The 24,870-nt window shown below is 72.1% G+C and carries 26 protein-coding genes; 10 read left to right on the forward strand and 16 right to left on the reverse strand.

Annotated features, from left to right (window positions below; genetic code table 11):
* The first annotated feature begins 34 nt into the window (after positions 1 to 34).
* Positions 35 to 1,981, forward strand: coding sequence for a DNA primase (dnaG, locus tag ASD16_RS04680; protein WP_055913448.1), 1,947 nt, complete (start codon positions 35 to 37; stop codon positions 1,979 to 1,981).
* Between the two features lie 86 nt (positions 1,982 to 2,067).
* Complete coding sequence (locus tag ASD16_RS04685; RefSeq protein WP_055913451.1) at positions 2,068 to 2,640, forward strand: VIT1/CCC1 transporter family protein; 573 nt, start codon at positions 2,068 to 2,070, stop codon at positions 2,638 to 2,640.
* Here the strand turns inward: ASD16_RS04685 and ASD16_RS04690 are convergent, their stop codons facing one another.
* From ASD16_RS04690 to ASD16_RS04715, 6 genes are all read right to left on the reverse strand, one after another.
* A complete protein-coding gene (locus ASD16_RS04690) occupies positions 2,641 to 3,438 on the reverse strand; it encodes a transglutaminase family protein (RefSeq protein WP_055913454.1) in 798 nt (265 codons plus the stop codon). It abuts the gene before it with no gap.
* Between the two features lie 195 nt (positions 3,439 to 3,633).
* The gene (locus tag ASD16_RS04695; RefSeq protein WP_055913456.1) at positions 3,634 to 4,602 is read right to left on the reverse strand and encodes a glycoside hydrolase family 68 protein; all 969 of its coding nucleotides are present in this window, start codon (positions 4,600 to 4,602) and stop codon (positions 3,634 to 3,636) included.
* Positions 4,603 to 4,652: 50 nt separating this feature from the next.
* Positions 4,653 to 5,567: a carbohydrate ABC transporter permease gene (locus tag ASD16_RS04700; RefSeq protein WP_055913458.1), complete on the reverse strand. Its 915-nt coding sequence runs from the start codon at positions 5,565 to 5,567 to the stop codon at positions 4,653 to 4,655.
* Between the two features lie 3 nt (positions 5,568 to 5,570).
* Positions 5,571 to 6,521, reverse strand: coding sequence for a carbohydrate ABC transporter permease (locus ASD16_RS04705; RefSeq protein ID WP_055913461.1), 951 nt, complete (start codon positions 6,519 to 6,521; stop codon positions 5,571 to 5,573).
* 58 nt (positions 6,522 to 6,579) lie between these two features.
* A complete protein-coding gene (locus tag ASD16_RS04710) occupies positions 6,580 to 7,746 on the reverse strand; it encodes an extracellular solute-binding protein (protein WP_235523108.1) in 1,167 nt (388 codons plus the stop codon).
* Positions 7,747 to 7,952: 206 nt separating this feature from the next.
* The gene (locus ASD16_RS04715) at positions 7,953 to 9,005 is read right to left on the reverse strand and encodes a LacI family DNA-binding transcriptional regulator (protein WP_055913467.1); all 1,053 of its coding nucleotides are present in this window, start codon (positions 9,003 to 9,005) and stop codon (positions 7,953 to 7,955) included.
* Positions 9,006 to 9,290: 285 nt separating this feature from the next.
* Here ASD16_RS04715 and ASD16_RS04720 point away from each other — a divergent pair, with 285 nt between their 5' ends.
* Positions 9,291 to 10,310: an ABC transporter substrate-binding protein gene (locus tag ASD16_RS04720; protein WP_055913470.1), complete on the forward strand. Its 1,020-nt coding sequence runs from the start codon at positions 9,291 to 9,293 to the stop codon at positions 10,308 to 10,310.
* Positions 10,311 to 10,319: 9 nt separating this feature from the next.
* On the opposite strand, the gene ASD16_RS04725 is transcribed toward ASD16_RS04720, so the two are convergent.
* A complete protein-coding gene (locus tag ASD16_RS04725) occupies positions 10,320 to 10,949 on the reverse strand; it encodes a 4'-phosphopantetheinyl transferase (RefSeq protein WP_055913473.1) in 630 nt (209 codons plus the stop codon).
* Positions 10,950 to 11,055: 106 nt separating this feature from the next.
* Here ASD16_RS04725 and ASD16_RS04730 point away from each other — a divergent pair, with 106 nt between their 5' ends.
* Positions 11,056 to 11,484: a hypothetical protein gene (locus tag ASD16_RS04730; protein WP_055913476.1), complete on the forward strand. Its 429-nt coding sequence runs from the start codon at positions 11,056 to 11,058 to the stop codon at positions 11,482 to 11,484.
* Between the two features lie 13 nt (positions 11,485 to 11,497).
* On the opposite strand, the gene ASD16_RS04735 is transcribed toward ASD16_RS04730, so the two are convergent.
* A complete protein-coding gene (locus ASD16_RS04735; RefSeq protein WP_055913478.1) occupies positions 11,498 to 12,178 on the reverse strand; it encodes a TetR/AcrR family transcriptional regulator in 681 nt (226 codons plus the stop codon).
* 62 nt (positions 12,179 to 12,240) lie between these two features.
* Between ASD16_RS04735 and ASD16_RS04740 the strand changes: the two genes are divergently transcribed.
* Complete coding sequence (locus ASD16_RS04740) at positions 12,241 to 13,140, forward strand: alpha/beta fold hydrolase (RefSeq protein WP_055913481.1); 900 nt, start codon at positions 12,241 to 12,243, stop codon at positions 13,138 to 13,140.
* A gap of 45 nt (positions 13,141 to 13,185) precedes the next feature.
* On the opposite strand, the gene ASD16_RS04745 is transcribed toward ASD16_RS04740, so the two are convergent.
* A complete protein-coding gene (locus ASD16_RS04745) occupies positions 13,186 to 13,947 on the reverse strand; it encodes a class I SAM-dependent methyltransferase (protein WP_055913484.1) in 762 nt (253 codons plus the stop codon).
* A gap of 31 nt (positions 13,948 to 13,978) precedes the next feature.
* Here ASD16_RS04745 and ASD16_RS04750 point away from each other — a divergent pair, with 31 nt between their 5' ends.
* Together ASD16_RS04750 and ASD16_RS04755 are read left to right on the forward strand one after the other, a co-directional pair.
* Positions 13,979 to 14,422 carry a hypothetical protein gene (locus tag ASD16_RS04750; protein WP_055913487.1) on the forward strand — a complete coding sequence of 148 codons (444 nt, stop codon included), beginning with the start codon at positions 13,979 to 13,981 and terminating at the stop codon, positions 14,420 to 14,422.
* Between the two features lie 21 nt (positions 14,423 to 14,443).
* Positions 14,444 to 14,794 (forward strand): hypothetical protein, encoded by a 351-nt coding sequence (locus ASD16_RS04755; RefSeq protein WP_055913491.1) that lies wholly within the window; start codon positions 14,444 to 14,446, stop codon positions 14,792 to 14,794.
* Here ASD16_RS04755 and ASD16_RS04760 read toward each other — a convergent pair.
* Together ASD16_RS04760 and ASD16_RS04765 are read right to left on the reverse strand one after the other, a co-directional pair.
* Positions 14,791 to 15,153, reverse strand: coding sequence for a VOC family protein (locus tag ASD16_RS04760; RefSeq protein WP_055913494.1), 363 nt, complete (start codon positions 15,151 to 15,153; stop codon positions 14,791 to 14,793). The genes ASD16_RS04755 and ASD16_RS04760 overlap by 4 nt on opposite strands.
* Positions 15,154 to 15,227: 74 nt before the next feature.
* On the reverse strand, positions 15,228 to 16,160 hold the full coding sequence (locus tag ASD16_RS04765; protein WP_055913497.1) for an ANTAR domain-containing protein: 933 nt from the start codon (positions 16,158 to 16,160) through the stop codon (positions 15,228 to 15,230).
* 175 nt (positions 16,161 to 16,335) lie between these two features.
* Here ASD16_RS04765 and ASD16_RS04770 point away from each other — a divergent pair, with 175 nt between their 5' ends.
* The 3 genes from ASD16_RS04770 to ASD16_RS04780 all read left to right on the forward strand — a co-directional run bounded on the left by ASD16_RS04770 (position 16,336) and on the right by ASD16_RS04780 (position 19,512).
* On the forward strand, positions 16,336 to 17,082 hold the full coding sequence (locus tag ASD16_RS04770; RefSeq protein ID WP_055913500.1) for a GAF and ANTAR domain-containing protein: 747 nt from the start codon (positions 16,336 to 16,338) through the stop codon (positions 17,080 to 17,082).
* Positions 17,079 to 17,777, forward strand: a complete 699-nt coding sequence (locus tag ASD16_RS04775; RefSeq protein WP_055913504.1) for a GAF and ANTAR domain-containing protein — start codon at positions 17,079 to 17,081, stop codon at positions 17,775 to 17,777. The genes ASD16_RS04770 and ASD16_RS04775 overlap by 4 nt, the downstream gene beginning before the upstream one ends.
* 61 nt (positions 17,778 to 17,838) lie before the next feature.
* Complete coding sequence (locus ASD16_RS04780) at positions 17,839 to 19,512, forward strand: cation:proton antiporter family protein (RefSeq protein WP_055913507.1); 1,674 nt, start codon at positions 17,839 to 17,841, stop codon at positions 19,510 to 19,512.
* 4 nt (positions 19,513 to 19,516) lie between these two features.
* Here ASD16_RS04780 and ASD16_RS04785 read toward each other — a convergent pair whose 3' ends face one another.
* From ASD16_RS04785 to ASD16_RS04805, 5 genes are all read right to left on the reverse strand, one after another.
* Positions 19,517 to 19,747, reverse strand: a complete 231-nt coding sequence (locus ASD16_RS04785) for a LuxR C-terminal-related transcriptional regulator (protein ID WP_055913510.1) — start codon at positions 19,745 to 19,747, stop codon at positions 19,517 to 19,519.
* Between the two features lie 144 nt (positions 19,748 to 19,891).
* Positions 19,892 to 21,583 carry a carbamoyltransferase C-terminal domain-containing protein gene (locus tag ASD16_RS04790; protein WP_055913514.1) on the reverse strand — a complete coding sequence of 564 codons (1,692 nt, stop codon included), beginning with the start codon at positions 21,581 to 21,583 and terminating at the stop codon, positions 19,892 to 19,894.
* 5 nt (positions 21,584 to 21,588) lie between these two features.
* Positions 21,589 to 22,617: a hypothetical protein gene (locus ASD16_RS04795; protein ID WP_157453792.1), complete on the reverse strand. Its 1,029-nt coding sequence runs from the start codon at positions 22,615 to 22,617 to the stop codon at positions 21,589 to 21,591.
* 77 nt (positions 22,618 to 22,694) lie between these two features.
* The gene (locus ASD16_RS04800) at positions 22,695 to 23,486 is read right to left on the reverse strand and encodes a creatininase family protein (RefSeq protein ID WP_162250278.1); all 792 of its coding nucleotides are present in this window, start codon (positions 23,484 to 23,486) and stop codon (positions 22,695 to 22,697) included.
* A gap of 167 nt (positions 23,487 to 23,653) precedes the next feature.
* Positions 23,654 to 24,835, reverse strand: a complete 1,182-nt coding sequence (locus ASD16_RS04805; protein ID WP_162250279.1) for a PP2C family protein-serine/threonine phosphatase — start codon at positions 24,833 to 24,835, stop codon at positions 23,654 to 23,656.
* Between the last annotated feature and the right edge of the window lie 35 nt (positions 24,836 to 24,870).

Here is a 24,870-nt window from a genome sequence, read left to right on the forward strand (position 1 = left end):
CGGCTCGGAGGGTGCCGACGCCTAGACTCCTCGCGTGGCAGGACGCATCCGGCGGGAGGACGTGGAAGCGGTCCGCGAGCGCGCCCACATCGAGGAGATCGTCGGCCAGCACGTCACGCTGAGGTCCGCGGGCGTCGGCTCCATGAAGGGCCTGTGCCCGTTCCACGACGAGCGTTCCCCCTCCTTCCACGTGCGCCCCCAGGTCGGCCGCTACCACTGCTTCGGCTGCGGCGAGGGCGGCGACGTCATCGACTTCGTGCAGAAGGTCGACGGGCTCGGGTTCTCCGAGGCGGTCGAGTACCTCGCCGGCAAGGTCGGTCTGCAGCTCCGGTACGAGGAGGGCGGCGCCCCGCGCCCGGGCGAGGAGCCCGGCAAGCGACGTCGGCTCATCGAGGCGCACAAGGTGGCCGAGGAGTTCTACCGCGAGCAGCTGAGCACTCCGGCCGCCGCGGCCGGTCGCCAGTTCCTCGCCGAGCGCGGCTTCGACCGGACCGCCGCGGCGGACTTCGGTGTGGGGTTCGCGCCGCAGGGGTGGGACTCGCTCATGCGCCACCTGCGCGGCCGCGGGTTCACGGAGGCGGAGCTGACGCTGTCCGGGCTCGTCAGCCAGGGTCAGCGCGGCGTGTACGACCGGTTCCGGGGGCGGCTCGTGTGGCCCATCCGCGAGGTGACCGGCGAGACCGTCGGCTTCGGGGCGCGGCGGCTGTTCGAGGAGGACCAGGGGCCCAAGTACCTGAACACTCCGGAGACGCCGCTCTACAAGAAGTCGCAGGTGCTCTACGGGATCGACCTCGCCAAGCGGGACCTGCAGCGCGACAAGCGGGTGGTCGTCGTCGAGGGGTACACCGACGTCATGGCCATGCACCTGTCCGGGGTCGGCACCGCGGTGGCCACCTGCGGCACGGCGTTCGGGTCGGACCACGCGCGCATCGTGCGGCGGCTCATCGGCGACTCGGGGTCCTCCGGCGGTGTCCAGCTGGCGTCCGGCGCCTCGGTCGGCGGCGAGATCATCTTCACGTTCGACGGTGACGCGGCCGGTCAGAAGGCCGCGCTGCGGGCGTTCGGTGAGGACCAGTCGTTCTCGGCGCAGACGTTCGTCGCGGTCGAGAAGTCCGGCATGGACCCGTGCGAGCTGCGCCAGGCCAAGGGCCCCGACGCCGTGCGCGCCCTTGTGGCCGGCCGGACCCCGCTGTACGAGTTCGTCATCCGCTCGACCCTCGCGTCGTACGACCTGCGCACCGCCGAGGGCCGGATCGGTGCACTGCGCGCGGCCGCCCCCATCGTCGCCGGCATCCGCGACGCCGCGCTGCGCCCCGAGTACACCCGGCTGCTGTCCGGCTGGCTCGGCATCGACGACCAGGACTCCGTGCGCCGCGCCGTGCAGGGTGCGTCCACCCGCCCGCAGGCGGCCGGGCGCTCGCAGACCAGCAACGAGCGACCCACCGCAGCTTCCGGGCCGACTCCCGTGCCCGTCCAGCGCATGCCCGTCCCCGACCGCCGGGACCCGGTCGCGCAGATCGAGCGGACCGCCCTCGAGGTGGTCCTCCAGCGCCCGGACCTGGTGGCCGCCGACTTCGACGAGCTCCCGTCCGACGCGTTCGGTGCCCCCGCCTACCGCGCGGTGCACGAGGCGATCCGGGCGGCCGGCGGGCTCACCGCTGCGCGACCCTTGCTGCAGGCGTCCGGCGGCTCCACCGGGTGGGTGGGGGCCGTCATCGAGGAGGCCGCCGAGCCGGTCCGCGCCCTGGTCACCGAGCTCGCCGTCGCGCCGCTGCCCGAGGACCGTCCCGAGTCGCTCGAGGGCTACGTCAAGGGTGTCGTCCTGCGCCTGGTCGAGATCGGGTTCACGCGGCACATCGCCGACCTGCGCGGCCGCCTCCAGCGGATGGACGCCGAGGCGGACCCGGCCGCCTACCAGGCCGCGTTCGCGGAGCTGGTCGAGGTCGAGGGCCGCCGCCGCAACCTGCGCGAGAGCGCCTGACTGAGGCAAGGCAAACCTGCATCGCCGCAGGTCAGGACAGGCTTTGCTTCGATGACAAGGCATGCCCGGGTGCCTACCGTAGAGGTATGACCGTTCTCCAGACGCACCGACCTGCCCCCACGTTGCGGAGCCTGAACTGGTTGCGCGCCGGTGTGCTGGGCGCCAACGACGGCATCGTCTCCGTTGCCGCGACCGTGCTCGGCGTCGCCGGCGCATCGACGCCGGTGGGCACGATCGCCCTCGCCGGGATCGCCGCACTCGTCGCCGGCGCGCTGTCCATGGCGGCGGGGGAGTACGTGTCGGTGAGCAGCCAGCGCGATGCCGAGCGGTCCGCCGTCCGGCGGGGCCGGGTGCTGCCGACGCTCGTCGTGACGGGCCCCGAGGAGTACACCAACCCGTGGCACGCCGCCGTCGCGTCGCTCGGCGCGTTCCTCGTCGGCGGCCTCGTCCCGCTGCTCGTCGTGCTGGCCCCGTGGGGTGCCGTCCGGGCGCCGGCCACGTTCGCCGCGGTCGTCGTCGCGCTGGTCGTCACAGGGCTGGTCGCGGCGCGGTTCAGCGACGCCGAGCCCCGCAGGGCCGTGCTGCGCAACGTGCTCGGCGGCTCGATCGCGATGGCCGTGACGTACGCGGTCGGGTCGCTGGTCGGACTCTCGATCTAGTCAGCGGAGCGTGGCGAGACCCGTGCCGTCGTCGACCGGGAGCACGGCGTGCACGGCAGCCGTCACCGTCATGGCCCGGATGGAGAGCTGGCCCCCGTAGTAGGACAGGAACGCCGTGTCCGTGGCGTCGCGACCGGTGGCGATCCGGACCAACGACTCGCGCGGGGCCAGCCGGGTCGCGTCGACGACGTGCCAGGCACCGTCGACGTAGGCCTCGGCGACCGCGTGGAAGTCCATCGGCTTGAGCCCAGGCGCGTAGACGGACGCCAGGCGGGCGGGTACGTCCTTGGCCCGCAGCAGCGCGACGACGAGGTGCGCGAAGTCGCGGCACACGCCACGGCGCTTCAGGAGGGTGTCCGTGGCGCCGTCGGTGGGCAGGCTGGAGCCCGACAGGTAGGTGACGTGCCCGGTGACCCACGCGACGACGGCGTCGAGCAGCTCGGGGCCCTCGATGCCGCGGAACTGGTCCCGGGCGAACGCCAGGAGGCGGTCCGAGTCGGCGTAGCGGCTGGGCCGGCGGTACTCGACGAGGTCGACGTCCTCGACGGTCGGCACGTCACTCTGGCCGGTGATGGTCGCCTGGTAGTCGACGACCAGACGGCCCACGGGGGACAGCACGCGGTGCATGCGACCCCCGTGCGCCATCTTGATCTCGGCGACGTCCAGGGGGCCGTCCTCGTGGCGCACCGACAGGATCTCGGAGCGGTCGTAGGCCCCGTCCGCGACGGCGACGGAGAGGAGGATCTCGAGCGGGTTGCGCACGTCCAAGGACAGGTGCGAGGTGACGGTGCGCAGCACGGCCGGGGGTCCTTTCCCGGCCATCGGCGGCCGGACCATCAGGGGGGCAGGCGCAAGTGTGAGGCTCGCGGGGCCATCCGTCCAGCCCGCGGACGGCACCCGATGAACCTGCAGGTCAGACGCCTGCTCCACCCCCGCGGCGCGCCGGGTTACCGACCGGTAGCCGACCTCCGCGCCGCGCCCTCGTCCGGTCCGTCAGCCGAGCTGCTCCGCGGGGTCCGCGAGGTCCATCCGACGGCCGTCCCAGTGCACCGGCACGGGGTCGCTCACCCCGCCGACGAAGCCCCCCTCCGGTCCGGTGTGATGGAAGGCGAGCAGCACCCACCGGTCGTCGGACCGGCGGCGCACCAGCCGCCCGCTGTACAGGGTGTCGTCCGTCGCCTGGTGGGCGGCGGAGACGTCGAACGGCCCGAGCAGGCTCGCCGCAGGGGTCGCCCACACGCCCCCGGTCGAGCCGGTGGCGACCCCGGCGGCGGACATGTCCGTCGCCAGGCACGAGAACAGCAGAACCGGGGCGCCGTCGACGATCTCGACCTGCATGACCTCGAGCTGGCCGAATCCCTGACCGGGCTCGCTCAGCGGCGGCCGGAGCTCCCACGTGCGCAGGTCGGGCGACCAGGCGTGCCCGACGACACCGCGGTCGTCGGCGGGACCCGTGCGCGCCCGGGCGGTGATCAGCATGTGCCACCCGTCGCCGACCGGGTCGGGGAACACCCACGGGTCGCGGAACGCCTCGTCGTGCCACTGCCCGTCGGCCAGCACCTCGTACCAGACGCCGTCGGCGCGCAGCACGGGGTTGTCCGGGGACTTGTCCCACGTCATCAGGTCGTCCGAGGTGGCGTACCCGATCGTCTGCACGTTGCCCGCGGGGGTGAGCGTCGAACCCGTGTAGAAGAGGAACCACGTGCCGTCGGGGTGCCGCACGACCGAGCCGGTCCACGTGGCCAGGTCGTCGAACGCCGGCGCGTCGCTGCGCACGAGTGCGTCGGTCACGCGGGTCCAGTCCTGCAGGTCCGACGACACCGCGTGCCCGATGGAGGCCCGGTAGTGCCGGCGGTCCGGGTCGTGCAGGGCCCGCGACGCGTAGAGGAAGAAGAGGTGGTACTGGTCGCCGTCGTCGGCGAGCCAGAAGTCCCACACCCAGGACTCGGGAAGGGTGAACATGTGTGCCTTTCACGCCGTTGCCGGCGAGGGGTCCGAGGGGTTCGACGGGGTCAGCCCTTGACGCCGCTGGCGGCGACGCTGCTGACGAAGGCCCGCTGGAACGAGAGGAACACGATGAGCACGGGCAGCGTGATCAGCGACGTGTACGCCATGACCTCGCCCCAGGCGGTGTTCAGCTGGAAGAAGTACTGCATCCCGACCATGACCGGGCGCAGGCTCTCCTCCTGCACGACCATGAGCGGCCACAGGTAGGAGTTCCAGGCGGGCAGGAACGTGAGGATCGCGACCGTCGCGAAGGCCGGACCGGCCAGGGGGACGACGATCTTGCGGTAGATCGTGAACCAGCCGGCGCCGTCGATCCGTGCGGCCTCGTCGAGGGACTTCGGGATCGTCGAGAAGTACTGGGTGAACAGGAAGATCGAGAACGCGTTCGCGATGAACGGGATGATCTGTACCTGGTAGGTGTTCAGCCAGCCGAAGTCGTACTTCGGGACGGCACCCTCGAACACGAGGGTCGGCAGCTTGGACACCCAGTAGACCATCGGGATCGCGATCGTCTCGAAGGGCACGATGAGCGTCGCGATGATGACCGCGAGCACCACCCCGCGGCCCTTCCACTCCAGCCGGGACAGCGCGAACCCGCACATGCTGTTGACCACCAGGCCGAGCCCGACGATCAACGTGGTGACCAGCACCGAGTTGAACATGAAGCGGGCGACCGGGACGCGGTCGAACACCCCGACGTAGTTGTCCAGGCTGATGTCGCCGACGGGCAGGAAGGCCCGCAGCGAGCGCACGTCGGACAGGATCTGGCCGTCCGGCTTGAGGCTGGACACGAACATGAACACGAGCGGGAACAGGAAGACGACCGCGAAGATGCCCATCGCGACGTAGGAGAAGATCCGGCGGCGGCGACGCTGCTGGTGCTCCGTGCGGTCCTGCCGGGAGACGGTGACGGCGGTCATGGCTCAGTCCTTCTCTCGGGTGACGAAGCGCTGCACGAGGGCGATCACGAGCACGAGGACGAAGAAGATCAGCGAGATCGCGGCGCCGTAGCCGGTCTCCTGCTCCCGGTACCCCTTGCGGACGGCGTGGTAGACGATCGTCGTCGTCGAGTCCTGCGGGCCGCCCTGCGTCATCACGTCGATCTGCACGAACAGGCCCAGGGCCGCGATCGTGATGGTGACCAGGACGAAGATCATGGTGGAGCGCAGGCCCGGCCAGGTGACGTTCTTGAACTGCGCCCAGGCGTCGGCGCCGTCCATCCGCGCCGCCTCGTAGAGCTCGTCGGGGATGGTCTGCAGCCCCGACAGCCAGATGAGCATGTGGAAACCGACCGCCTGCCAGATCGACAGCACGATGATCGCCGGCAGCGCGGTGCTCGGGTTGTTCAGCCAGTCGGCGCCTTGCAGCGCCCCGAACGTGACCGTGTCGATGAACGAGTTGATCAGCCCGGTCGGCTGGTACATGAACTTCCAGAGGATCGACACCACGACGATCGACGTGACCACCGGGATGAAGTAGACGATCCGGAAGAACGTCACGCCGCGCAGCTTCTGGTTGACCAGCACCGCGAGCAGCAGGCCGAGCCCGGCCTGCACCGGGACGACGACGATCGCGAACAGGAACGTGTTGAGGACCGACCGCAGGAAGACGGGGTCCTGCGTGAACGCCCGGACGAAGTTGTCGAGCCCGACGAATCGGGGCGGGTTGGGCGAGATGAGCCGGGCGTTGGTGAACGACAGGGCGAACGCCAGCAGCACGGGGACGATGAGGAACAGGCCGAGCAGGACGGCGGCCGGCGCGGCCATCGCGAGCCCGGAGCGGCGTTCGCCGCGGGCACCGGCAGAGGTCCGACGCCGACGCACGGGGGCGTCCGGCGGTCGCGGAGGCGCGACGGACGTGGTGGAAGAGGTCATGGCAGGTGTCCGATCGGGCGGGGGCAGCAGCGGTGCTGCCCCCGCCGGTCAGGACGGCTCAGAAGCCGTAGCCGTCGTTGGACTTGATGTTGGTGTCGATCTCCTGGACCGCTCCGTCGAGGGTCGACTGGACGTCGGAGCCGCTCATGATGTCCTTGGCCGCCTTCTCGAACGTGCTGGAGATGACGGGGTACGCCGGGGTGGCGGGACGGGCGAGCGCGTAGGCCTGGGAGAGCTCGACGAAGGGGCGCAGCGGGTCGCCCTCACCGAAGTTGGCGGAGAGCTCCTCGGCGGCAGCGGTCGCGGGGATGACCACCTGCTTGTCGCTGAACTCGGCGATGTACTTGTCCTGGAAGCTGAACTCCAGGTACTCGCGCGCACCGTCCGCGGCGTCGCAGCTGGACGAGATGCCCCACTGCCAGGAGCCGCCACCGATCTTCGGGCCGTCGCCGAAGTCCGGCGGCGGGAGGATCAGCAGGTCGTCGCCGACCGCCTCGAGGGAGTCCATCGCGTTCCAGACGCCCGTGTAGCTCAGCGCGACGACGTCGTCGTTGAACTCCTGGTTGCCGATCGTGCCCGAGTTGCTGGCCCAGCCGTTGGCGAAGGCGTCCTGGAACCACGTGAAGAACGTGACCGCTTCCGGACCGTTGAGCGCGCCGTCGGCCGTGAGCATGGTGTCGCGGTCGATGAGGTCGCCGCCTGCGCTCTGCAGCATGGGGGAGTAGGCGTAGGACCACCACTCGCCCTTGTCCTCGGCTCCTATGTCCAGCGGGGTGTCGTAGCCGGCGGCCTTCAGCGTGGTCAGAGCCGCGTCGAACTCGTCGATCGTCCAGGGCTGGTCGATGGTGGGGATGCGGATGCCGTTGGCGTCGAGCACCGACTTGCGGGCGAAGATCGACAGCGCCGCGTCCCAGTAGCCGGCCGCGTAGATCTCGTCCTGGTACGTCCCGACGGCCGTCGGGAGCAGGTTGTCGGTGATGCTCGTGGGCAGGCCGAGGGGCTGGATGTACTCCGCCCAGGCCCAGTTGGGGACGATCGGGCCGTCCATGTCGAGCAGGCACGGCAGGTCGCCGGCGGCCGCCGCCGCGACGATGGCGTCGTTGTAGGCGCCCTGGGGGAAGGACTCCTCGACCACCGTGTACTTGTCCTGCGACGCGTTGAACTCGTCGATGATCTTGCTGTAGACCTCGAGCTCGGCCGGGTTGCCTGCCGAGTGCGTCCACATGGTGAGCTCCTGGGGGCCGTCACCGGACCCGCCGTCGCCCTGACCTGCCTGTCCGCAGGCGGAGAGTGCCAGGGCTGACGCCGCCGACACCGATACGATCGTGACAAGGGACCTGCGCTTCATCGGGGGTTCCTTTCCTGGTGCCCGACCGGCAAGTCGGGTCACCGCTCCACGGCCACCGACGGTGGCCGCTTGGGGATTGCGTGTCAGGTCCGTCGCCGGCTGTCGCTCGCAGCTGTGGCCGGCGGCGGACCCACCGAGTCCCGATCGACGATCGGGCAGGGCATGAGGTGTGGGGCGCCGAGGTCGTCCGGCGTCCGGATGCCGAGGGCGACCTCCATCGCCCACCGGCCCATCTCGTAGTGCGGCAGCGCCACGGTGGTCAGCGGGGGGTCGAGCTCCGCCGCGACGAGCTGCTGGTCGTCGTAGCCGACGATCGAGAGGTCCTGGGGGATCGCGAGCCCGCGACGGTGCGCCGCGACGTACGCCCCGGCGGCCATGCGGTCGTTGAAGCAGAACAGCGCCGTGGGCCGGCGGTCGTCCGGCAGGTCGAGCAGGCGGTCCGTGGCCTGGCGTCCGCCCGCGGACGACGTGTCGCCGCGCACGTGCAGCGCGGGGTCCGGCTCGATCCCGGCCTCGGCGAGCACCTGGAGGTAGCCCTGGTGGCGCAGGTCGGAGGCGACGGGCGGGTGCGGCTCGTCCACGTCCAGGTAGGCGATCCGGCGGTGCCCCGCGGCGACGAGCGCGCGCACGGCCGAGACCCCTCCGGCACGGTCGTCGGGGACGACCGCCGGGAAGCCACCGCCCGCCGGGCGGCAGTCGAGGAACACGGTGCCGCGGGGGAGCGAGGCGGGGACGTCGACCACCCGGTGCCACATGCAGGCGTAGATCATGGCGTCGACCTGCTGGTCGGCCAGGGCGCGGATCGCCTCGCGCTCCACCGTCTCGTCCGCGTCCGTGTCCACCAGGAACACGAGGTAGCCGTGCTCGCGGGCGACGTCCTGGGCCCCCGCGAGCATGCGGCCGGCGAACGGGGTCGTCGCGATGCGGTCGGAGATCAGGCCGATCGTGTGGCTGCGCTGCGTCCGCAGTCCCCGCGCCACGGAGTTGGGGGTGTACCCCACCTCGGCGGCCGCCTGCCGGACCCGGTCGCGCGTGGCGTCGGAGATCCTGGCGGTCCGGTCGTTGAGCACCAGCGACACGGTGGCGGTGGACACACCCGCCGCGGTCGCGACGTCGGAGATCCGCACCCGTGCCACGTCACACCCCACTTCCTCGTGAGTTGCTAAATCGATTAACCGCCTGTGCCCAGGATGCCCCCGATGGCGTCGGGCGTCAAGTGCGGTCTCGTGCCGACTGCAACGACCTGTGGGTCCGGCCCGATCGTCCCGACACGTGAGACCCGTCGCTCTGTGTGGCGGGCGCTGCGAAGCGGGCATTACGGTCGTTCCGGTCACCGCACGGGGAACGGCAGCACGAGAGCCGGCGAGGGGCCCGCACGCCCGGCACCGTCTCGCGGCCCCAGCAGAGCAGAAGGACGACTGATGACCTCTTCCCGGACCCGCGCCCTCGCCGCTGTCGGCGTCGCGGCTCTGGTCGCCGTGCTCTCGGCGTGCAGCGACGCCGCGAGCCCCCCGACCGAGCCGACGCAGCCGCCGGCGACCGTGGAGAGCAGCGGTGTCTACCCGGTCACGCTCGACAGCCCGTTCGGTTCCACCGAGCTCGACGCGCAGCCGGAGCGCGTCGCCGTCGTCTCTGCCGTCGACCTCGACATCGCGCTCGCCCTCGGGATCGTGCCGGTCACGGCGCCGAGGCTCGGCGACCTGCCGCCGGACCCGTGGACGCAGAACGCGCTCGCCGACGCCGAGGAGGAGGTCGACTTCTACGACGCGACGGACGGCACCGACTACGCCGCCATCGCCGCCGCGGAGCCCGACGTCATCCTGGCGACCAGCGGCTGGACCCTCGCCGAGGACTACGAGCCGCTGGCTGCGATCGCACCGGTCGTGTCCTTCCGGGGTGCCGACGGACTCGCCGCGATGACCTGGGCGGACAGGACCACTGTCGCCGCCGCCGCCCTGGGCGTACCTGAGCAGGGCGCCGCCGCGATCGCCGGGGTCCAGCAGCGGTTCGCCGACGCGCGCGCCGCCCACCCGCAGTTCGCGGGCAGGAGCATCACGTACGCGGTGGTCCGACCCGACCAGATCTCGTACGTCTCGGTCGCGGGCAGCGACGTCAGCTTCTTCACCGACCTGGGCTTCACGCTGCCCCCGACGGCGACGCAGCTCGACGGGACCACCAGCGCGCTCACCCCCCAGAGCATCGGCCTCCTGGACGCCGACGTCCTGCTCGTCGCCTACCCGTTCGGCGACCAGGGCCTGGTCGGTCGCGCCGCGCTCGAGACCGACAAGACCTTCGTGAAGATCCCCGCGGTCGCCGCCGGTCACTACGCGGTCGTCGAGGACGACGTCGTCCCACCGCTCGCGAACCCGACGCCGCTGAGCCAGACGTGGGTGCTCGAGCGTCTCCTGCCCGTGCTCGAGGGTGCCGTCGGCTCCGGCTGACGGCAGGGCTCAGGCCCGGGCCAGCGCGACCGCGGTGACCACCAGGCCGTCGCCGACCGCCCACCGGCCGTGCAGCACGTCGGTGCCGAGCCCGGTCCGTCCGATCCGCGCCACGAACGTGTCGTCGCCGAGGCGGACGTCGACGTCCTCGAACCCCAGCCACGACCGCGTCAGCGGGTACCAGACCTTGTAGACCGACTCCTTGGCCGAGAACAGCACCCGGTCGAGGCACCGCGCCGGGTCGGTGCGCGCGAGGGCCGCCCGCTCGCCCTCGCTCAGGACGACGGACGCGACCCCGGGCGGCAGCGGAGCGTGCACCTCCGCATCGATCCCGAGGCCCGCCCACGTCGCAGCGCGCCCGACCACGGCCGCGCGGTACCCGTCGACGTGCGTCATGCTCCCGACGATCCCCGCGGGCCACACCGGCGCCCGGTCGGGGCCGGCGGGAACCGCGACGTCCGCGAGGCCGAGCCGACGCAGAGCGGTGCGAGCGCACTCGCGGACGGCCGCGTACTCGGCGCGGCGGGTGGGCACCGCGTCCGCGACGCCGGCTTCCTCCGACGGGTGCAGCGGGGCGGGGAGCGGGGGACCGGCGTGCTCGGCTGCCTCGACACCCGTCGGCAGCACCCGTTCGATCATGCGGCGAGTCTGTCAAAGGGTGTGTTCGCCGCGGGCTGAGCGGTTCCGGGAAACTCCATCGCCGCAACATCGTTATGTCATGCAGGAGCATCGACGAAGGAGAGGCATGTCGCGACGGATCAAGGGCCTGGTGGAGTTCGAGGACGACCGTGGTGCGGTCGTGCGCTACCTGCGGCACCCGCACGGAGGCGGGCTGGTCTCCCCGGGTGCGCACGTGCACGAGGGCGCGTGGCTGGCGGAGACCACGTACGTCGAGGCGGGTGCGGTCGTCCACGACGGAGCCCGGGTCGGACCGGGCAGCTGGGTCGACGTGGACGTCGTGGTCGGCGCGGGAGCGGTCGTCGGGAGCAACGTGCACGTGGGGGCGGGGACGCGCGTGGGCGCCGGCGCTCACGTCGGTGCAGGTGCTCGGATCGGCGCGCGAGTCTCGATCCAGGAGCGAGCGTCGGTGCACGCCGACCAGGTGGTGCCGGACGGCGCGACGGTCGCCGCGTCCGGCCGAGGGCGGCGCTCCGGCTACGGACGCGCGGCGTAGCGCGACCGACGACCTAGGCCCCGAGCAGCCCGCGCAGGACGCGTGTGAGCAGCCGCTCGGTCTGGTCCACGTCGGGCTCGACGGGTGGGGCTGACAGCGCGGCGGCGAGGTGCGGGTGCGCACCGCCCTGCGCGAGCTGCGCGGCCGCGGCGAGCTGGCGGCGCCGGTCGAGCGGGTCGGTGCCGCGCTGCTCGATCTCGTTGCGGGCCAGGAGCCGGACGACGGCATTGAAGACGCCGACGGCCTCGAGCTTGCGGTGGCCGTCGACGTCGAGGTCGCGCATCGCACCGAGCGCGTGCTCGAGGTACGCGACGGCGTTCGGCCCGAGGTCGCCTGTCGCGGCAGGGGCGTCGGTGAGCCAGGGGTGCCGCAGGTAGACGTCGCGGCTCTGCCGGCCCAGGGCGAGGAGGTCCGCGAGCCAGTCGGTGTGCTGCAGGACCGTGTAGTCGAGCTCGCCGTTGACCTGGTCGACCATGAGCGCGACGAGCTCGTCCCGGGACTCGACGTACCGGTAGAGCGATGCGGAACCGCCCCCGAGCGCCCCAGCCACGGACCGCATCGTCACGGCATCGAGCCCGGCGGAGTCCGCCAGCCGCACGGCGACCGCGGCGATGCCGTCGCGGGTGTGCTCCGGTGCGCGGCCGCGGCTGCCGCGCTCGGGACGCAGCCAGATGCTCGTGCGCTCCGTCTCCATGCGGTCACCCTCTCATTCGTGGTCTAGAATAGCGAACACTGATCGCAATTGAGGAGCCGTCGATGACCACCTGGACCCCCACGCAGCGCGCCCGCAACGGCGACGTCGAGATCGCCTACGACTGCCTCACGGGCTCCGACGGGATGCCGTTGCTGCTGGTCATGGGGCTGGCGACCTCGCGGTTCTGGTGGCCCACGGGACTGTGCGACGCGTTCGCCCGCGAGGGCTTCGCCGTGGCCCGCTACGACCAGCGCGACGCCGGCGAGTCCACCCGGCTGCCCGACGTCGCCGGGTCCAACCCGTTCCGGGCGCTGTTCGCGAAGAAGGGCGACGCCTACACCGCCGAGGACATGGTCGACGATGCCGTCGCGGTGCTCGACGAGCTGGGCTGGCCGAGGGCGCACGTCTTCGGCCACTCCATGGGCGGCGTCGTCGCTCAGCGTCTCGCGCTCCGGCATCCCGACCGGGTCCTGAGCGTGGTGTCCTCTGCGGCCCTGCCCAGCGACGTCTCGGGCCTCAGGGTCGCCCGCTACCTGCGCGTCGGGCTGCTCGCCAGGCTGGCGCGCACCAAGTTCCCGGACGGCCGTGAGGGGGACATCGAGGCGAGCCTCGCGGTCGCGCGCGGGGTGGCGTCGCCGGCCTACCCGTTCGACGAGACGGCGGCCCGGGAGTGGATCGCGCGCGCGGTCGACACCGGCCCGCGAGACACCAAGGCCCAGAGCCGCCAGATCGGCGCCCAGTGGCACGGCCCCCGGCTGCGGGACCTGCACCGGCCGACCCTCGTGCTGCACGGCGAGGCGGACCCGATCCTGCGCCTCGAGGCCGGCCGGGCGACCGCGGAGGCCGTCAGCGGGGCGCGTCTCGTGACCCTTCCCGGGGTCGGGCACGACCTGCCCGCCGAGCTCTGGCCGATGGTCGCGCGAGAGGTCGGGGACCTCGCGAGGCAGGCTGCTGCGGTCTGAGCGGTCAGCCGACCGGTCTGCGGAGGCCTCGGAGCTCGCGCGAGCTCAGGCGACCGAGCCTCGGGCGCACCACGCGACGGCGGGGATCTCGAACGGCGCCGGCGGGAGCAGCTCCGCGCACCGGGCCCGGAGCGCGTCCCGCTCGGCGTCGCCGAGCGAGGCGACGTAGGCACCGGCAGGCCCGACGCCGAGGGTGAAGGTCGCCCACCACTCGTCGACGGACTCGTACCGCGCGCCGACCGCCTCGCTCCAGGACACGACGTCGTCGAGTCCTGCCGCGCCGAGGAGCTCGGTGAGGTGCCCCTCCCGCGTCCCCGGCAGCGCCGCCTCGCCGGGGGCGGCGGGGTCGAGGTCGTGCGCCGCGCGCCAGAACGCGTCGAGAGGTCCGCCGTTGCCCGCGTGGTCCCACACGTTCGCCGCGACCGTCCCGCCCGGTCGGGTCACGCGGGCCATCTCGGTGAGCCCGGCCACGGGGTCGGACAGGAAGTGGACGACGAGCTGGGCGACCGCCAGGTCGACGGCGTCGTCGGGGAGGGGAAGCGACTCGGCGACACCGAGGGCGACCCGCAGACCGGGGAACCGGGCGCGGACCGCCGCGACGAACGACTCGGAGGGGTCCACCGCGGTGACGGCATCGACGCCGAGGCGGGCGACCAGCTGGGCGGTCAGGGCTCCGGGACCGCAGCCGACGTCGAGCGCCCGTGCACCGGCGGGGATCTCCAGCGCCGCCGCGAACCGTGCGGCGAGCGGCTCGGAGAACCGGCCCATGAACCGGAAGTACACCTCCGGGGTGACCTCGAATCCCATCCACCGACGGTAGCGCCGTAGTCTCCGGGCCATGAGCACCCTTCACGAGGTCGGCGAGCGCGACGGTTGGCGATGCTGGCTGTGCGACGAGCCCGTCGACCCGGACGCGTCCGTCAACGCCGACCGCGGCCCGAGCATCGACGGCGGCGCGACCCCCAAGGGCAAGAAGCCGGTCCCGGGCGCCGAACGGCTCGCGCACCGCGCCTGCAACACGAAGAAGGGCGCGGTCAAGCCCGTCGTCGCCTGGTCGCCGGACCTGTTCGTCGTCGACCCCGCCCCCATCGTCGCGACCGTCGAACGGCTGACGCGCAAGGGCGGCCGTGAGGTGGTCGGCCGCTGCCCGACGCGCGCGGACGGCGAGGCGGCCGCGGTCTGGTTGGTCGACCGCCTCTCCCGGTTCGCGCCCGGCCTGCGCGTGTCGGTCGACGTCGAACCGGGCGGGGGTCAGTTCCTGCTCGTGCTGCGCACCGTGTGACGGTCGGTGCAGGATCGGTCCATGGCGGAGTACACGGTCAACGCGGAGGCCGTCCGGCACGTGCGTGAGCTCATCGACGCGCGGCAGTACGTGCTGGACAGCGACTGGGGTGAGACGCAGCCGGACGCGGCTGCGCAGAACGCGTACCTGGAGACGCACACCTGGGAGCAGTACGCGTCGTGGCACCTCGGGCTGACCGTGGGGGCCACCGACGAGACGAAGGCACGGTACGCGTTCGTCGCGGGCGACTTCCGTCGGGTGCACCGCACGGCGCTCATCGCGTGCGTCTACCGGGCGTCGGAGTGGCGGCACAAGGACGTCGAGCTCGCCGCGCACGACCTGCTGCAGCACCTGGACCGGGTGAGCGGCTAGTCCTCGTCGAGGCAGAGGCAGAACGGGTGTCCCACCGGGTCGAGCAGCACGCGCACGTTCTCCCGGAACTGGGAGGTCGCCACGGTGGCGCCCAGCGCGACGGCGTCCTCGACCGCGGCGTCGAGGTCACCCACCTGGAAGTCGAGGTGCATCATCGGGCGCTGCTCGCCGTCCACGGGCGGCCACACCGGAGGTCGGTACCCGTCCGCCTGCTGGAACACGAAGAACGTCGACCCGCCCGGGGCTCCCATGACGGCTGTGCCCGGCTCCTCGTGGACGACCGGCCACCCGAGCAGCTGCGAGTAGAACGCAGCCAGTGCCGACGGGTCTGGCGCCTCGATGGCGGGTCCCCACCACATACCTGGCATCCGTGATCGCACCGGCCCAGTCTGGCGACGATGCCGGTCGGGCGCTAGCGGTGCGGGAGGTCGGGTCAGCTCCGAGAGGCGATCGTCGACCGGTGCGAGTTCGCGGAGACTGCGGCGTCGCCGGGACAGCCGCCGACGATCGTCAGCGTGATGCCGTGCGCGGCGCTCCGGCGCAGGGCCGCCGTGAGCACGTCGACGGCAGCAGGCCCGATCCTGCCCAGCCCGCGCAGGTCCACGGTGACCCGCCCGAGGTCCCCCGCGCCGAGCATCGCCAGGGAGATCGCGTCGGCCAGCTCGTCCCGGTTCGACAGGTCGACCGCACCCGAGACGCGCAGGATCGACGCGTCGGCGGTGTGCTCGGCATGCAGGTCGAGGTGCCGTCGGCGCGCGCCCGAGCCCGGCACGTCCGGCGCGGACACCGAGCACAGCGCCTCGTCGACCAGCTCCCGGGTGATCGACTCCAGGCCGACGGCCGCGGTCTGGACCACCCGGCCCGCGAGCTCGCGCAGTCGGGTGTTGTGCCGCTGCGAGCTCTGCTTGAGGATGCCGAACGCCGCCTCCTCGTCGACACCGTAGGTGAGCATCAGGATGCCCTTCGCCTGGTCGATCGCCGCGTGCGACTCGAGCGCGAGCGTCAGCTCCGTGTTCACGTGCTCGGCCAGGAACGCGTCGTAGGCCGCGGTCACGTCGACCAGGAACCCGGTCAGGTCGCCGTCCCCGTCCCCGGCGACGGCGAGCACGACACGGTGCGGGTTTCCCGACATGTCCACGAGGCAGTAGTCGGCCGCGCGCGGGTCGGGCTCCGCGAAGCATCCCTCCAGAGCCTCGACGACGACCGCTCGGTCGTCGCGCCGGACATGGGTGAGCAGGAGCTCGCGGGTGGGTACGACATCGCCTGGTTGCATGCCGTGGATGAGGAACATGTGGTCGGACCACCACCACCGATCGGTGGCCGCCGCGAACCGGAAGCGCCCCACGTGGGTGCTGGTCGCCGTCATCGGAACCCCCAGAGGTGGCGCCGTGAAGGGCCCCGCGCTGGAGGCTCGTTCCTGAACCTCCAGGACGCCCGTCGCGTCGCCGTCGACGGTTGGCTCCTAGGTTATGCCTCCAGCGGCCTGACGTTCACCGATCTGCGGAGGAGGATGGGCGCATGCACCGGATGGGGGAGGGATCGTGACCAACCGCAGCACGGTCCTGGCGCGGCTGGCCGGCTCGGTCGCCACCGGAGCGCGCGACCAGCCCCTCGCCGTCCGCCTGTGCGTCGCGTGCGTGACCATCCTCGGCGCCGACGGTGGCGCGATCACGCTCGCGTCGACCCGACCCGAACGGCTCACCGTCAGCACGTCCAACGGCACGTCGGCGCGGATCGAGGACCTGCAGGACGTCCTCGGTGAAGGACCCGGCCAGGAGGCGTACCGCGAGGGCCGGATCGTCGTCACGCACGTCGACGGCGCACGCGGCGGCCCGTTCCCGATGTTCACCGAGCTCGCCGGGGACATCGCCGGTCCGCTCACCGTGTGGGCGATCCCGATGCACCCCGGTGGCGCGACGATCGGCGTGATCACGCTGTACCGCTCCGGCGGCACGCTCGACGAGAGCCTCGACGACGCACAGTTCCTCGCGGACGCGGTGGGGGCTGCGCTCCTCGACGACACGACCACGACCGGGCACACGCCCTTCGCCGCATGGACCGACCGCGCGCGCGTGCACCAGGCGACCGGCATGGTCGTGGCGCAGCTCGCCATCGCCCCCGAGGACGCGCTCGCGATCCTGCGGGCGCACGCGTTCGCCGAGAACGCGTCGCTCGACCAGATCGCCCGGGCGGTCGTCGACCGGGAGCTGAACTTCACGGACACGCAGCAGGGCGTCTCGCACGACGAGGCACCCCCCGACCACAGCACGGAGAGTGGTGGACGATGACCGCACGCACGTCGGCGCAGGCGCTCGCGGACGTGGCGAGCGCGCTGGTCGAGGACCACGAGATCACCGGGCTGCTCGCGCGCCTGGTGTCCGACTGCGCGCAGCTGCTCCCGGCCGACGCCGCCGCCCTCCTGGTGCGGACCGCCGACGGCGGGTTCGAGCTGTTGAGCGCCACCTCGCACCGTGTCGACGAGCTGCAGCTGTACCAGGCGCAGCAGGAGACCGGGCCGTGCGTGGAGGCGGCCCGCACCGGAGAACCGTCCTGCACGGTCGGTCGCCCGCAGATCGTCGCGCGCTGGTCCGACGTCGGCCAGGAGATCGTCGACGCCGGGTTCGGATCCGTCCACGCCTTCCCGATGCACTGGCGCGGGCGCGCGATCGGAGGCCTCAACCTCTTCGCCGTCGCCGAGACGGAGCTCTCCGCGGCGTCGACGGTCCTCGCGCAGAGCTTCGCCGACTTCGCGACCCTCGCGATCGTGCAGCCGGCCTCGCTCGGGGACGACGACCTCGCGGAGCGGATCACCGCGGCGCTGGAGGGACGCGTCGTCGTCGAGCAGGCCAAGGGTGTGCTCGCGTACCAGCTGGGGCTGGACATGGCGGGGGCCTACGACGAGCTGGTCACGCGGTCCACCGCGAACGGGTCCACGCTCGCGCAGGTCGCACAGAACGTGGTCCGGTCCGCCCAGGCCCGCTGAGGCGGTCCCGCGGACCAGGCAAGATAGGGGACCTCACCACCGCGCGGGCGAGAGGAACCTCATGGCAGCAGCTGCCCTGTACCTCGGCGCCGCACTGCTCGGCGGGTTCCTGGCCGTCCTCCTGCGTCTCCCGCCGTTGGTCGGCTTCCTCGCCGCCGGCTTCGCCCTCGGCGCCCTGGGTGCACCGGAGCTGCCCTACCTGGAGCCGATCGCGAACTTCGGGGTCGTCCTGCTGCTCTTCGCGATCGGGCTGAAGCTCGACGTCCGCAGCCTGCTGCGCCGCGAGATCTGGCTGACCACGCTCGTGCACCTGGGGATCAGTGTCGCGATCGCGCTCGGCTTCCTCGGCCTGCTCGCCGTGATCGGGTTCGGCTTCCTCGGCGGCGAGTCGTTCGGCGCGCTGGCGCTCGTCGGGTTCGCCCTGTGCTTCTCCTCGACCGTGTTCGTCGTCAAGGTGCTCGACGACCGCTCCGACACCACCGCGCTGTACGGGCGCATCGCCGTCGGTGTGCTCGTCATGCAGGACGTGGCGGCCGTGATCTTCCTGTCGCTGTCCAGCGGCGAGCCGCCGAGCCCCTGGGCGCTGCTGCTCGTCCTGCTGGTCCCCGGCCGGCGCATCCTGTACCGGATCTGGGACCGCGTCGGCCACGGCGAGCTCCAGGCGTTGTTCGGGGTCAGCGTCGCGGTGGTGCTCGGGTTCGGGTTGTTCGAGCTCGTCGGCATCGCGGGCGACGTCGGCGCGCTCGTCGTGGGGGTGCTCCTCGCGTCCCACCCGCAGGCGGGCGAGCTCTCACGGTCCCTCATGACGTTCAAGGACCTCATGCTGGTCGCGTTCTTCGTGCAGATCGGCCTGCACGGCACGCCGCACATGCTCGAGGTCGGCCTCGCGCTCCTCCTGCTGCTGCTCCTGCCGCTCCAGGTCGCCGCCTACGCGGTCGTGCTGTGGCTGATGCGGCTGCGTCGGCGCACCTCGTTCCTCGCCGGCCTGGTCCTGTCGAACTACTCCGAGTTCGGGATCATCGTCGTCGCCGTCGGGGCGAGCACCGGCCTCCTCGACGAGCAGTGGGTCGTCGTCGTCTCGCTCGCCGTCGCGTTCAGCTTCGGTCTGTCCGCGATCGTGAACCGCCGGGGCGTCGAGCTCGCCTCACGGCTGTCCCGCCTGCTCCCCGCGCGGGACAGCGACCGCCTGCACCCCGACGACCGGCTGGTGGACGTCGGCGACGCGGACGCGCTGGTCCTCGGGCTCGGCCGGGTCGGCTCCGCGACCTACGCACGCCTGCGCGACGAGTACGGGCTGTCCGTCGTCGGTGTCGAGCACGACCAGACCCGCGTCCTCGCGCTCGAGGACGAAGGGTTCGACGTCGTGCGCGCGGACGCCACCGACCTGGAGTTCTGGAACCGGGTCCAACGCGCCGGCCGGGTCAAGATGGCCGTGCTCGCGATGCCGTTCCACAACGCCAACCTCATCGCCCTCGCACGGCTCCAGGCCGCCGGGTTCACGGGCAAGGTCGCGGCCGTCGCCCGGTACGACGACGACGTCGCCGAGCTGGAGCGTCACGGCGCGGACGCGGTGTTCCACCTGTACGGCTCCGCGGGGTTCGCGCTCGCGGACCACGCGGCCGAGGTCCTGCTGCAGGGTCGCGGCGGGACAGCCCCCGGACCGCACCCACCGGCCAGGCCGGGCGACGAGCGGGACGTCCTCGACCCGCTCGAACGCCGGGCGGAGCCGGCGTAGCCGGTCAGATCCCGTGCGCCCGCGCCCAGGCGACGGCCTCGGCACGCGTGGACACGCCGATCTTGCGGTACGCGCTGCGCAGCTGGGTCTTCACCGTGTTGCGGGTGACCCAGAGGCGGGCGGCGATCTCCTCGAGCGTGATGTTGTCGCCGATCTCCCCGAGCACGACCCGCTCGCGCTGGGTCAGCGCGTTCACGCCGGTGGTGGGGGTCTGGATGGTCTGCTGGCTGGTCACGGGGTGCCTCCTGCGGTGTGACGTCGGTTGCGCTCGGGAGGTCGTTCCGTCCGGCGGGGGTGCCTGACGTCGACCTCACCCGCTCTATCGGCACGCGAACGGGTGAATATTACGGTGGATGCCCCTCGAACTTTCCGCCGGGTGCTAACGGTCCGCGTCGGCCGCTGGGATCCGTCGCGGCTCCTTCACCACGACCGAGTCACCGATGACGAGGGCGTCCAGGCCGCTGACGGCGAACGACCGGACGGCGTCCCGGGGGGACAGGACGATCGGCTCGTCGCCGATGTTGAACGAGGTGTTCAGGACGACCGGGATCCCGGACAGCTCGTCCAGGCGGGCGAGCAGGTCGGCGTAGCGCGTGCCGGCGCTCCGCTCCACCGTCTGCGGTCGGCAGGAGCCGTCGACGTGGACGATACCGGGGACCAGGTCCCGGACCTCCTCGCGGACGGTGGTCGCGGTGAGCATGAAGGGGGCGGGCCGGGGGTCGGCGAGGTAGGTGCGGGCCGACTCGACCAGCAGGGACGGTGCCAGCGGACGCCAGGCCTCCCGCCCCTTGATCGCGTTCACCCGGTCACGGACATCGCGACTGGACGGTGTCGCGAGGATCGACCGGTTACCGAGCGCTCGGGGTCCGAGCTCCGTGCGGCCCTGGAACCACCCGATGACGCGTCCGGCGGCGAGGAGCTCGGCTGCCTCGGCCGCCACGTCGGGCGAGCGGTGCGCCGGCACGCCGCTGTCCCGCAGGAGCGTCGCGATGTCGTCGTCGTCGAAGCCCGGCCCGAAGGCGGCGTGGTCCAGGGGAGGTGAACCAGGCGGTCCGGCATGGGCGCCGGCGACGGTGAGCGCTGCGCCCAGGCTCGTGCCGGCATCTCCGCTCGCGGGGAACACGAAGACGTCGTCGACCTCGGGCAGACCCCGCAGCAGGCCGTTGACCGAGCAGTTGTAGGCGGAGCCGCCGCCGACCACCAGCGTGCGGCACCCGGTCTGCTGAACGACGACCCGGGCGAGGTGGCACATCACGCTCTCGAGCTGCTGCTGACCCCAGGCGGCGACTGCGCGCTCCCTGTCGCTCGGCGCGATCGATCGGCGAGGACGCTGGGTCAGGGGGTCGATGCTGAACCGGACGTCGACCGCGGGGCCGAACTGGTCCTCCAGCAGGTGCCGCCATGCGGCGAAGGTCGCGCGGCCGCGCCGCCAGTGACCGTCGGAGGGCTCGACGGTGATCCGGGTGTCGTAGCCGTCGGGGCGCAGGTCGAAGGCGGCAGGGGCACCGTTGCGCAGCCCGTACGGGGCGAGGCCCATCACCTTGCCCTCCTCGCCCCAGTCCCAGCCGAGGTAGGTGGTGAGCGCCCAGTAGAAGAAGCCGAGGGAGTCCTCGATCTCGTACTGGTCGAGCACGTCGATGCCGCCGGAGGTCCCGTGCGCCAGGGTCGTGGAGATCCCGTCGCCCTGCCCGTCGACGATGAGGACGGCCGCCTCGTCGAACCCGCAGTACCGCAGAGCGGCGGTCGCGTGCGCGACGGGGTGCGGCACCACCTCGATCGGGGGCCGACGCGCACCGGCGAAGAACGGGTGCGCGAGGAGGTCCTCGTGCAGCCTCGTCGGCCACGGGGGTGGGTGCTCCGGCTGCCACGCGAGGGCGATGGCGTCGACGTCGGACATCGTGATCCCGGCCGCTGCCAGGCAGTACGCCGCCGCGTGCACCGGCACCTGGCCGAACGCGTGCTTGCGCCGGGTGAAGCGTTCCTCCTCGACGGCGGCGAGGACCTCGGAGTCGCGGACCAGGGCCGCCGCGGGGTCGTGGCCGTAGCCCCCGCTCAGCCCGAGCACGTACACGGCGGCTACCGGCGGATGACGGGCAGCGCCCGCTGCCGCTCGACGACGGGCGTGAACGACCTCGTGCTGTCGCGGGTCACGCTGAGCAGGTAGGCGAACGGCTCCGAGCCGAAGTCGGTGTGGATCCGCTGGATCTCACGCTCGACGAACTTGCAGCCCGCCAGGGTCCCGTACGGCCCGACGCCCGCGACCACCAGGTAGACCGTGGTCCTGTCGCCGTGCGTCACCTTGAGCTTGACGACGATGCCGTAGTCGACGTCCTTCAGGTGGGTGCCGTCCGCGGGCCAGAAGATCTCCGGCTCGGTGCGGTCGATGATCGCGTTGAAGTTCGGCGTGAAGTCGTACGGGGAGTCGAACTCCTTGAGCACCTGGGGGGTGATCGCGTTGGACTTCCCGCTGCCGATCAGGATGAGGCTGGAGTCCCAGTACTCCGACTTGAAGTCGTCCTTCCACGACGTGATCGACTTCAGCCGGGAGCGTTTGCCGCCGAGGTACAGGAGGTTTTGGAGCCGGCTGGCTCCGACGGCGTCAGGGATGGTCGTCGCGCGCTTCTCCGGTGCGCCGCCGTACGCCGGGTCGCCCTCCGGTCGGACGACGTTCCCGAGCTGGTCCACGAACTCTCTCTGCTCGGTGCTCGAGTAGACGACGTAGACGTCGTCCTCGCCGACCAGGTCCTCGAGGACGCCCTGGATCGGGATGTCCAGGTCCCGCATCTCCAGGATTCGCTGGGTCTGCCCGGGCAGCGGCGTGGCGACGGACCTGCGTGACCGGAGCTCGATGACCCAGATGACGTAGCCGCACAGGATCAGGACGGTCAGGTCCACGACGATCATGGCGGCGAACGGGACCTGGGTGGAGACCGCGAAGACGATGACGAGGCAGACGATGACGAGCGCGTACGCCGGGACGGTCGACGCCCCCTTGACCGCGTCCTTGAGAACCGCGTTGGTGTCGATCGGTGCCACTCTCGCCGCCCCCTCACGCAGGCCGCACCAGGTGCGGGTGTCGAGCGCGCCGGGCGCGAAATGACCCATCGCGGCCTGCGATCGGACGTTACCCCTGAGCGGACCACCGGTGTCAACAACGGTGCCCGAAGGTGCCGAGCGCGGAGCTATCCCGTCGGGAGGGAGGTCACGAGCTCGCGCACCGACCGGGCCAGGGCGCGGCCCTCGGCCTCGAGGATCGAGGCGCCCTGTTCCGGCGTGGCCGTCCGCGGGTGCTCGTCCTGCGGCAGTGCGAAGTCCGGGGACGGGTGGCCGTCGAACGCCGGCGCGTCGACGATGCCGTGCTCGGCGTAGTACAGGGGTGCGCCGGGCGGGGGCAGGAGGTCGGTCCGGACCCGCTCGGGGAACAGGCCCAGCGCGATGGCGGTCTCTTCGCGTGCGGCATGACCGGGACCTCGGGCGTCCGGGTCGGGGAGGAACGCCAGGTGGTAGACCACGCGCTGCGAGGGAGGCCGGTCCGTCTCGGCGGCGATCCGGCGCAGCGCCGCCTGGTGGTTCACGGCGCCGTGACCGTTCACCAGCACGACGACGCGGAACTCGGCCTCCAGGAGGTTGCGCACCAGCTCGCGCACGATGACGCCGAACGCGCTCTCCTCGATGTACGTGCTGCTCACGGGGTTGCCCGGGAAGTCCATCCCCACGACGCGCACGTCCGGGGGCAGGCCGAGCGTCGCGAGCGACTGCGGACCGGGTCCGGCCGGCCGCACGGTCTCCGTGCCGGCGAAGAGCGCCGGGAGCACGACCCCGCCTACCTCGCGCGCCGCCCTGAGGGCGACCTCGTGCGCGTGCAGGGGGTCGAGCCCGAGCGGCAGGTGCGGGCCGTGCCACTCGAGCGGCCCCAGGGGCACGTAGGCGACGGGCGTCCTGCGGCGTGCGTCGGCGACCTCGTCAGGACGCATCAGCTCGTACCGGACCACCGGTCGCCGCCTTGGTCGTTCGGACTCGTACGGTCGCCCGGCACGGCGACCTGGTGCCTCCCACGACGACTGGTAGCGCGTCGCGGAAGGGCGTCGGCTCCCGGCCATGTTCCTCGCGCTCGCGCGCGCGGCGCAAGGGCGTCGAGCGGTCAGCGGGTGGGCTCCAGGTACGCCTGGCCGGTGGTGGTCCACTGGACGAGCAGCATCGTCGCGTCGTCCTGGAGCACGCCGCCCTGGTGGTCGAGGATCCGCCGGCACACCCGTCGCACCATTTCCGGCATCGGGGTGCCCGCCGACACCTCGCGCTCGATGAAGTCCGCGAGGCGGTCGATGCCGAAGAACTGGTGCTGCTCGTCGCGAGCCTCGGTGATGCCGTCGGTGTACAGGACGACGGTGTCGTCGGGTTCGAGCATCTCCTCGGCGATGTTGCCCTCGCGCATGTCGAGGCCGAGCAGGGGACGGCGTCCCGCATCCAGCGTCTTGACGATCTTGCCGGCGCGCAGGAGCAGCGGCGGTGGGTGACCGGCCGACAGGTAGCGCAGCCGACCGGTGTCGAGGTCGAGCGTGGCCAGGACTCCGGTCGCGTACATGCGACCCCCGAAGGCGTCCTGGACCGCACGGTGGACGGACTCGGTCTGCTCGAAGAGTCCGTGCCCCTGACGACGGGCGTTACGGTACGCGGCGAGGGCCGCCGCCGCGGCGAGCCCGGAGTGCAGGTCATGGCCGGTGGCGTCGAAGATCGCGAACTGCGCGGCCGTGTCGGACAGGGCGTAGTCGAAGACGTCGCCGCCGACGCTGCTGGACGGCTCGAGCCGCCCGCTCACGATCACCTTGTCGGTCCCGGAGGTCAGCGGTGGGAGGAGCTGCCAGATCAGCTCGGCGGACAGGGTCCGTGGCTGCCGGCGGCGTACCGCGTCGATCCCGTCTCCGTAGGTGTCCATCATCGTGACCAGGTGCCCGAGGTAGTGGGCGAACCACCAGCACTGCCGCCGGAACGCGCGGTCCTCGAGCGAGCCGCCGTCCTCGACGACGATCTTCAGCACGCCCACACGTTCGACGCCGTCGATGATCGGCATCCACAGCTGTGCCTCACCGTCGACCACGGCCGTCTGCACCGCCAGCATCCGGTACGCCCGACCGCCCAGGGTGCCGTCGATGGTCAGGTTCGGCGCAGGCTCGATCGAGGGGCGTGCCATCGCGACGAGCACCGTCTGCGTGTAGTCCGCGAGGTACACCGTGGCCTGAGCGCCGAGGTGCGCGACCGCCTCGTCGACGGCATCGGCGAGCAGGTCGGGTGGCGTCAGGTGGGTGCGTCGCAACAGTGAGGTCATCGCTGCCAGCGGACGCCTGACACCCGGACCGTTGT

This window comes from Cellulomonas sp. Root485 (assembly GCF_001426705.1).
In the GTDB taxonomy this organism is placed as follows: domain Bacteria; phylum Actinomycetota; class Actinomycetes; order Actinomycetales; family Cellulomonadaceae; genus Cellulomonas.

What these genes read in the sequence shown, in the direction of transcription:
- ASD16_RS04780 (WP_055913507.1), top strand. Translation starts at nt 17,839, where the DNA reads ATGGCAGCAGCTGCCCTGTACCTCGGCGCCGCACTGCTCGGCGGGTTC.
- ASD16_RS04750 (WP_055913487.1), top strand. Translation starts at nt 13,979, where the DNA reads ATGAGCACCCTTCACGAGGTCGGCGAGCGCGACGGTTGGCGATGCTGG.
- ASD16_RS04805 (WP_162250279.1), bottom strand. Translation starts at nt 24,835, where the DNA reads ATGACCTCACTGTTGCGACGCACCCACCTGACGCCACCCGACCTGCTC.
- ASD16_RS04730 (WP_055913476.1), top strand. Translation starts at nt 11,056, where the DNA reads ATGTCGCGACGGATCAAGGGCCTGGTGGAGTTCGAGGACGACCGTGGT.
- ASD16_RS04755 (WP_055913491.1), top strand. Translation starts at nt 14,444, where the DNA reads ATGGCGGAGTACACGGTCAACGCGGAGGCCGTCCGGCACGTGCGTGAG.
- ASD16_RS04760 (WP_055913494.1), bottom strand. Translation starts at nt 15,153, where the DNA reads ATGTGGTGGGGACCCGCCATCGAGGCGCCAGACCCGTCGGCACTGGCT.
- ASD16_RS04745 (WP_055913484.1), bottom strand. Translation starts at nt 13,947, where the DNA reads ATGGGATTCGAGGTCACCCCGGAGGTGTACTTCCGGTTCATGGGCCGG.
- ASD16_RS04710 (WP_235523108.1), bottom strand. Translation starts at nt 7,746, where the DNA reads ATGTGGACGCACTCGGCAGGCAACCCGGCCGAGCTCGAGGTCTACAGC.
- ASD16_RS04705 (WP_055913461.1), bottom strand. Translation starts at nt 6,521, where the DNA reads ATGACCTCTTCCACCACGTCCGTCGCGCCTCCGCGACCGCCGGACGCC.
- ASD16_RS04740 (WP_055913481.1), top strand. Translation starts at nt 12,241, where the DNA reads ATGACCACCTGGACCCCCACGCAGCGCGCCCGCAACGGCGACGTCGAG.
- ASD16_RS04695 (WP_055913456.1), bottom strand. Translation starts at nt 4,602, where the DNA reads ATGTTCACCCTTCCCGAGTCCTGGGTGTGGGACTTCTGGCTCGCCGAC.
- ASD16_RS04795 (WP_157453792.1), bottom strand. Translation starts at nt 22,617, where the DNA reads ATGGGTCATTTCGCGCCCGGCGCGCTCGACACCCGCACCTGGTGCGGC.
- ASD16_RS04720 (WP_055913470.1), top strand. Translation starts at nt 9,291, where the DNA reads ATGACCTCTTCCCGGACCCGCGCCCTCGCCGCTGTCGGCGTCGCGGCT.
- ASD16_RS04800 (WP_162250278.1), bottom strand. Translation starts at nt 23,486, where the DNA reads ATGCGTCCTGACGAGGTCGCCGACGCACGCCGCAGGACGCCCGTCGCC.
- ASD16_RS04725 (WP_055913473.1), bottom strand. Translation starts at nt 10,949, where the DNA reads ATGATCGAACGGGTGCTGCCGACGGGTGTCGAGGCAGCCGAGCACGCC.
- ASD16_RS04775 (WP_055913504.1), top strand. Translation starts at nt 17,079, where the DNA reads ATGACCGCACGCACGTCGGCGCAGGCGCTCGCGGACGTGGCGAGCGCG.
- ASD16_RS04685 (WP_055913451.1), top strand. Translation starts at nt 2,068, where the DNA reads ATGACCGTTCTCCAGACGCACCGACCTGCCCCCACGTTGCGGAGCCTG.
- ASD16_RS04735 (WP_055913478.1), bottom strand. Translation starts at nt 12,178, where the DNA reads ATGGAGACGGAGCGCACGAGCATCTGGCTGCGTCCCGAGCGCGGCAGC.
- ASD16_RS04700 (WP_055913458.1), bottom strand. Translation starts at nt 5,567, where the DNA reads ATGACCGCCGTCACCGTCTCCCGGCAGGACCGCACGGAGCACCAGCAG.
- ASD16_RS04765 (WP_055913497.1), bottom strand. Translation starts at nt 16,160, where the DNA reads ATGACGGCGACCAGCACCCACGTGGGGCGCTTCCGGTTCGCGGCGGCC.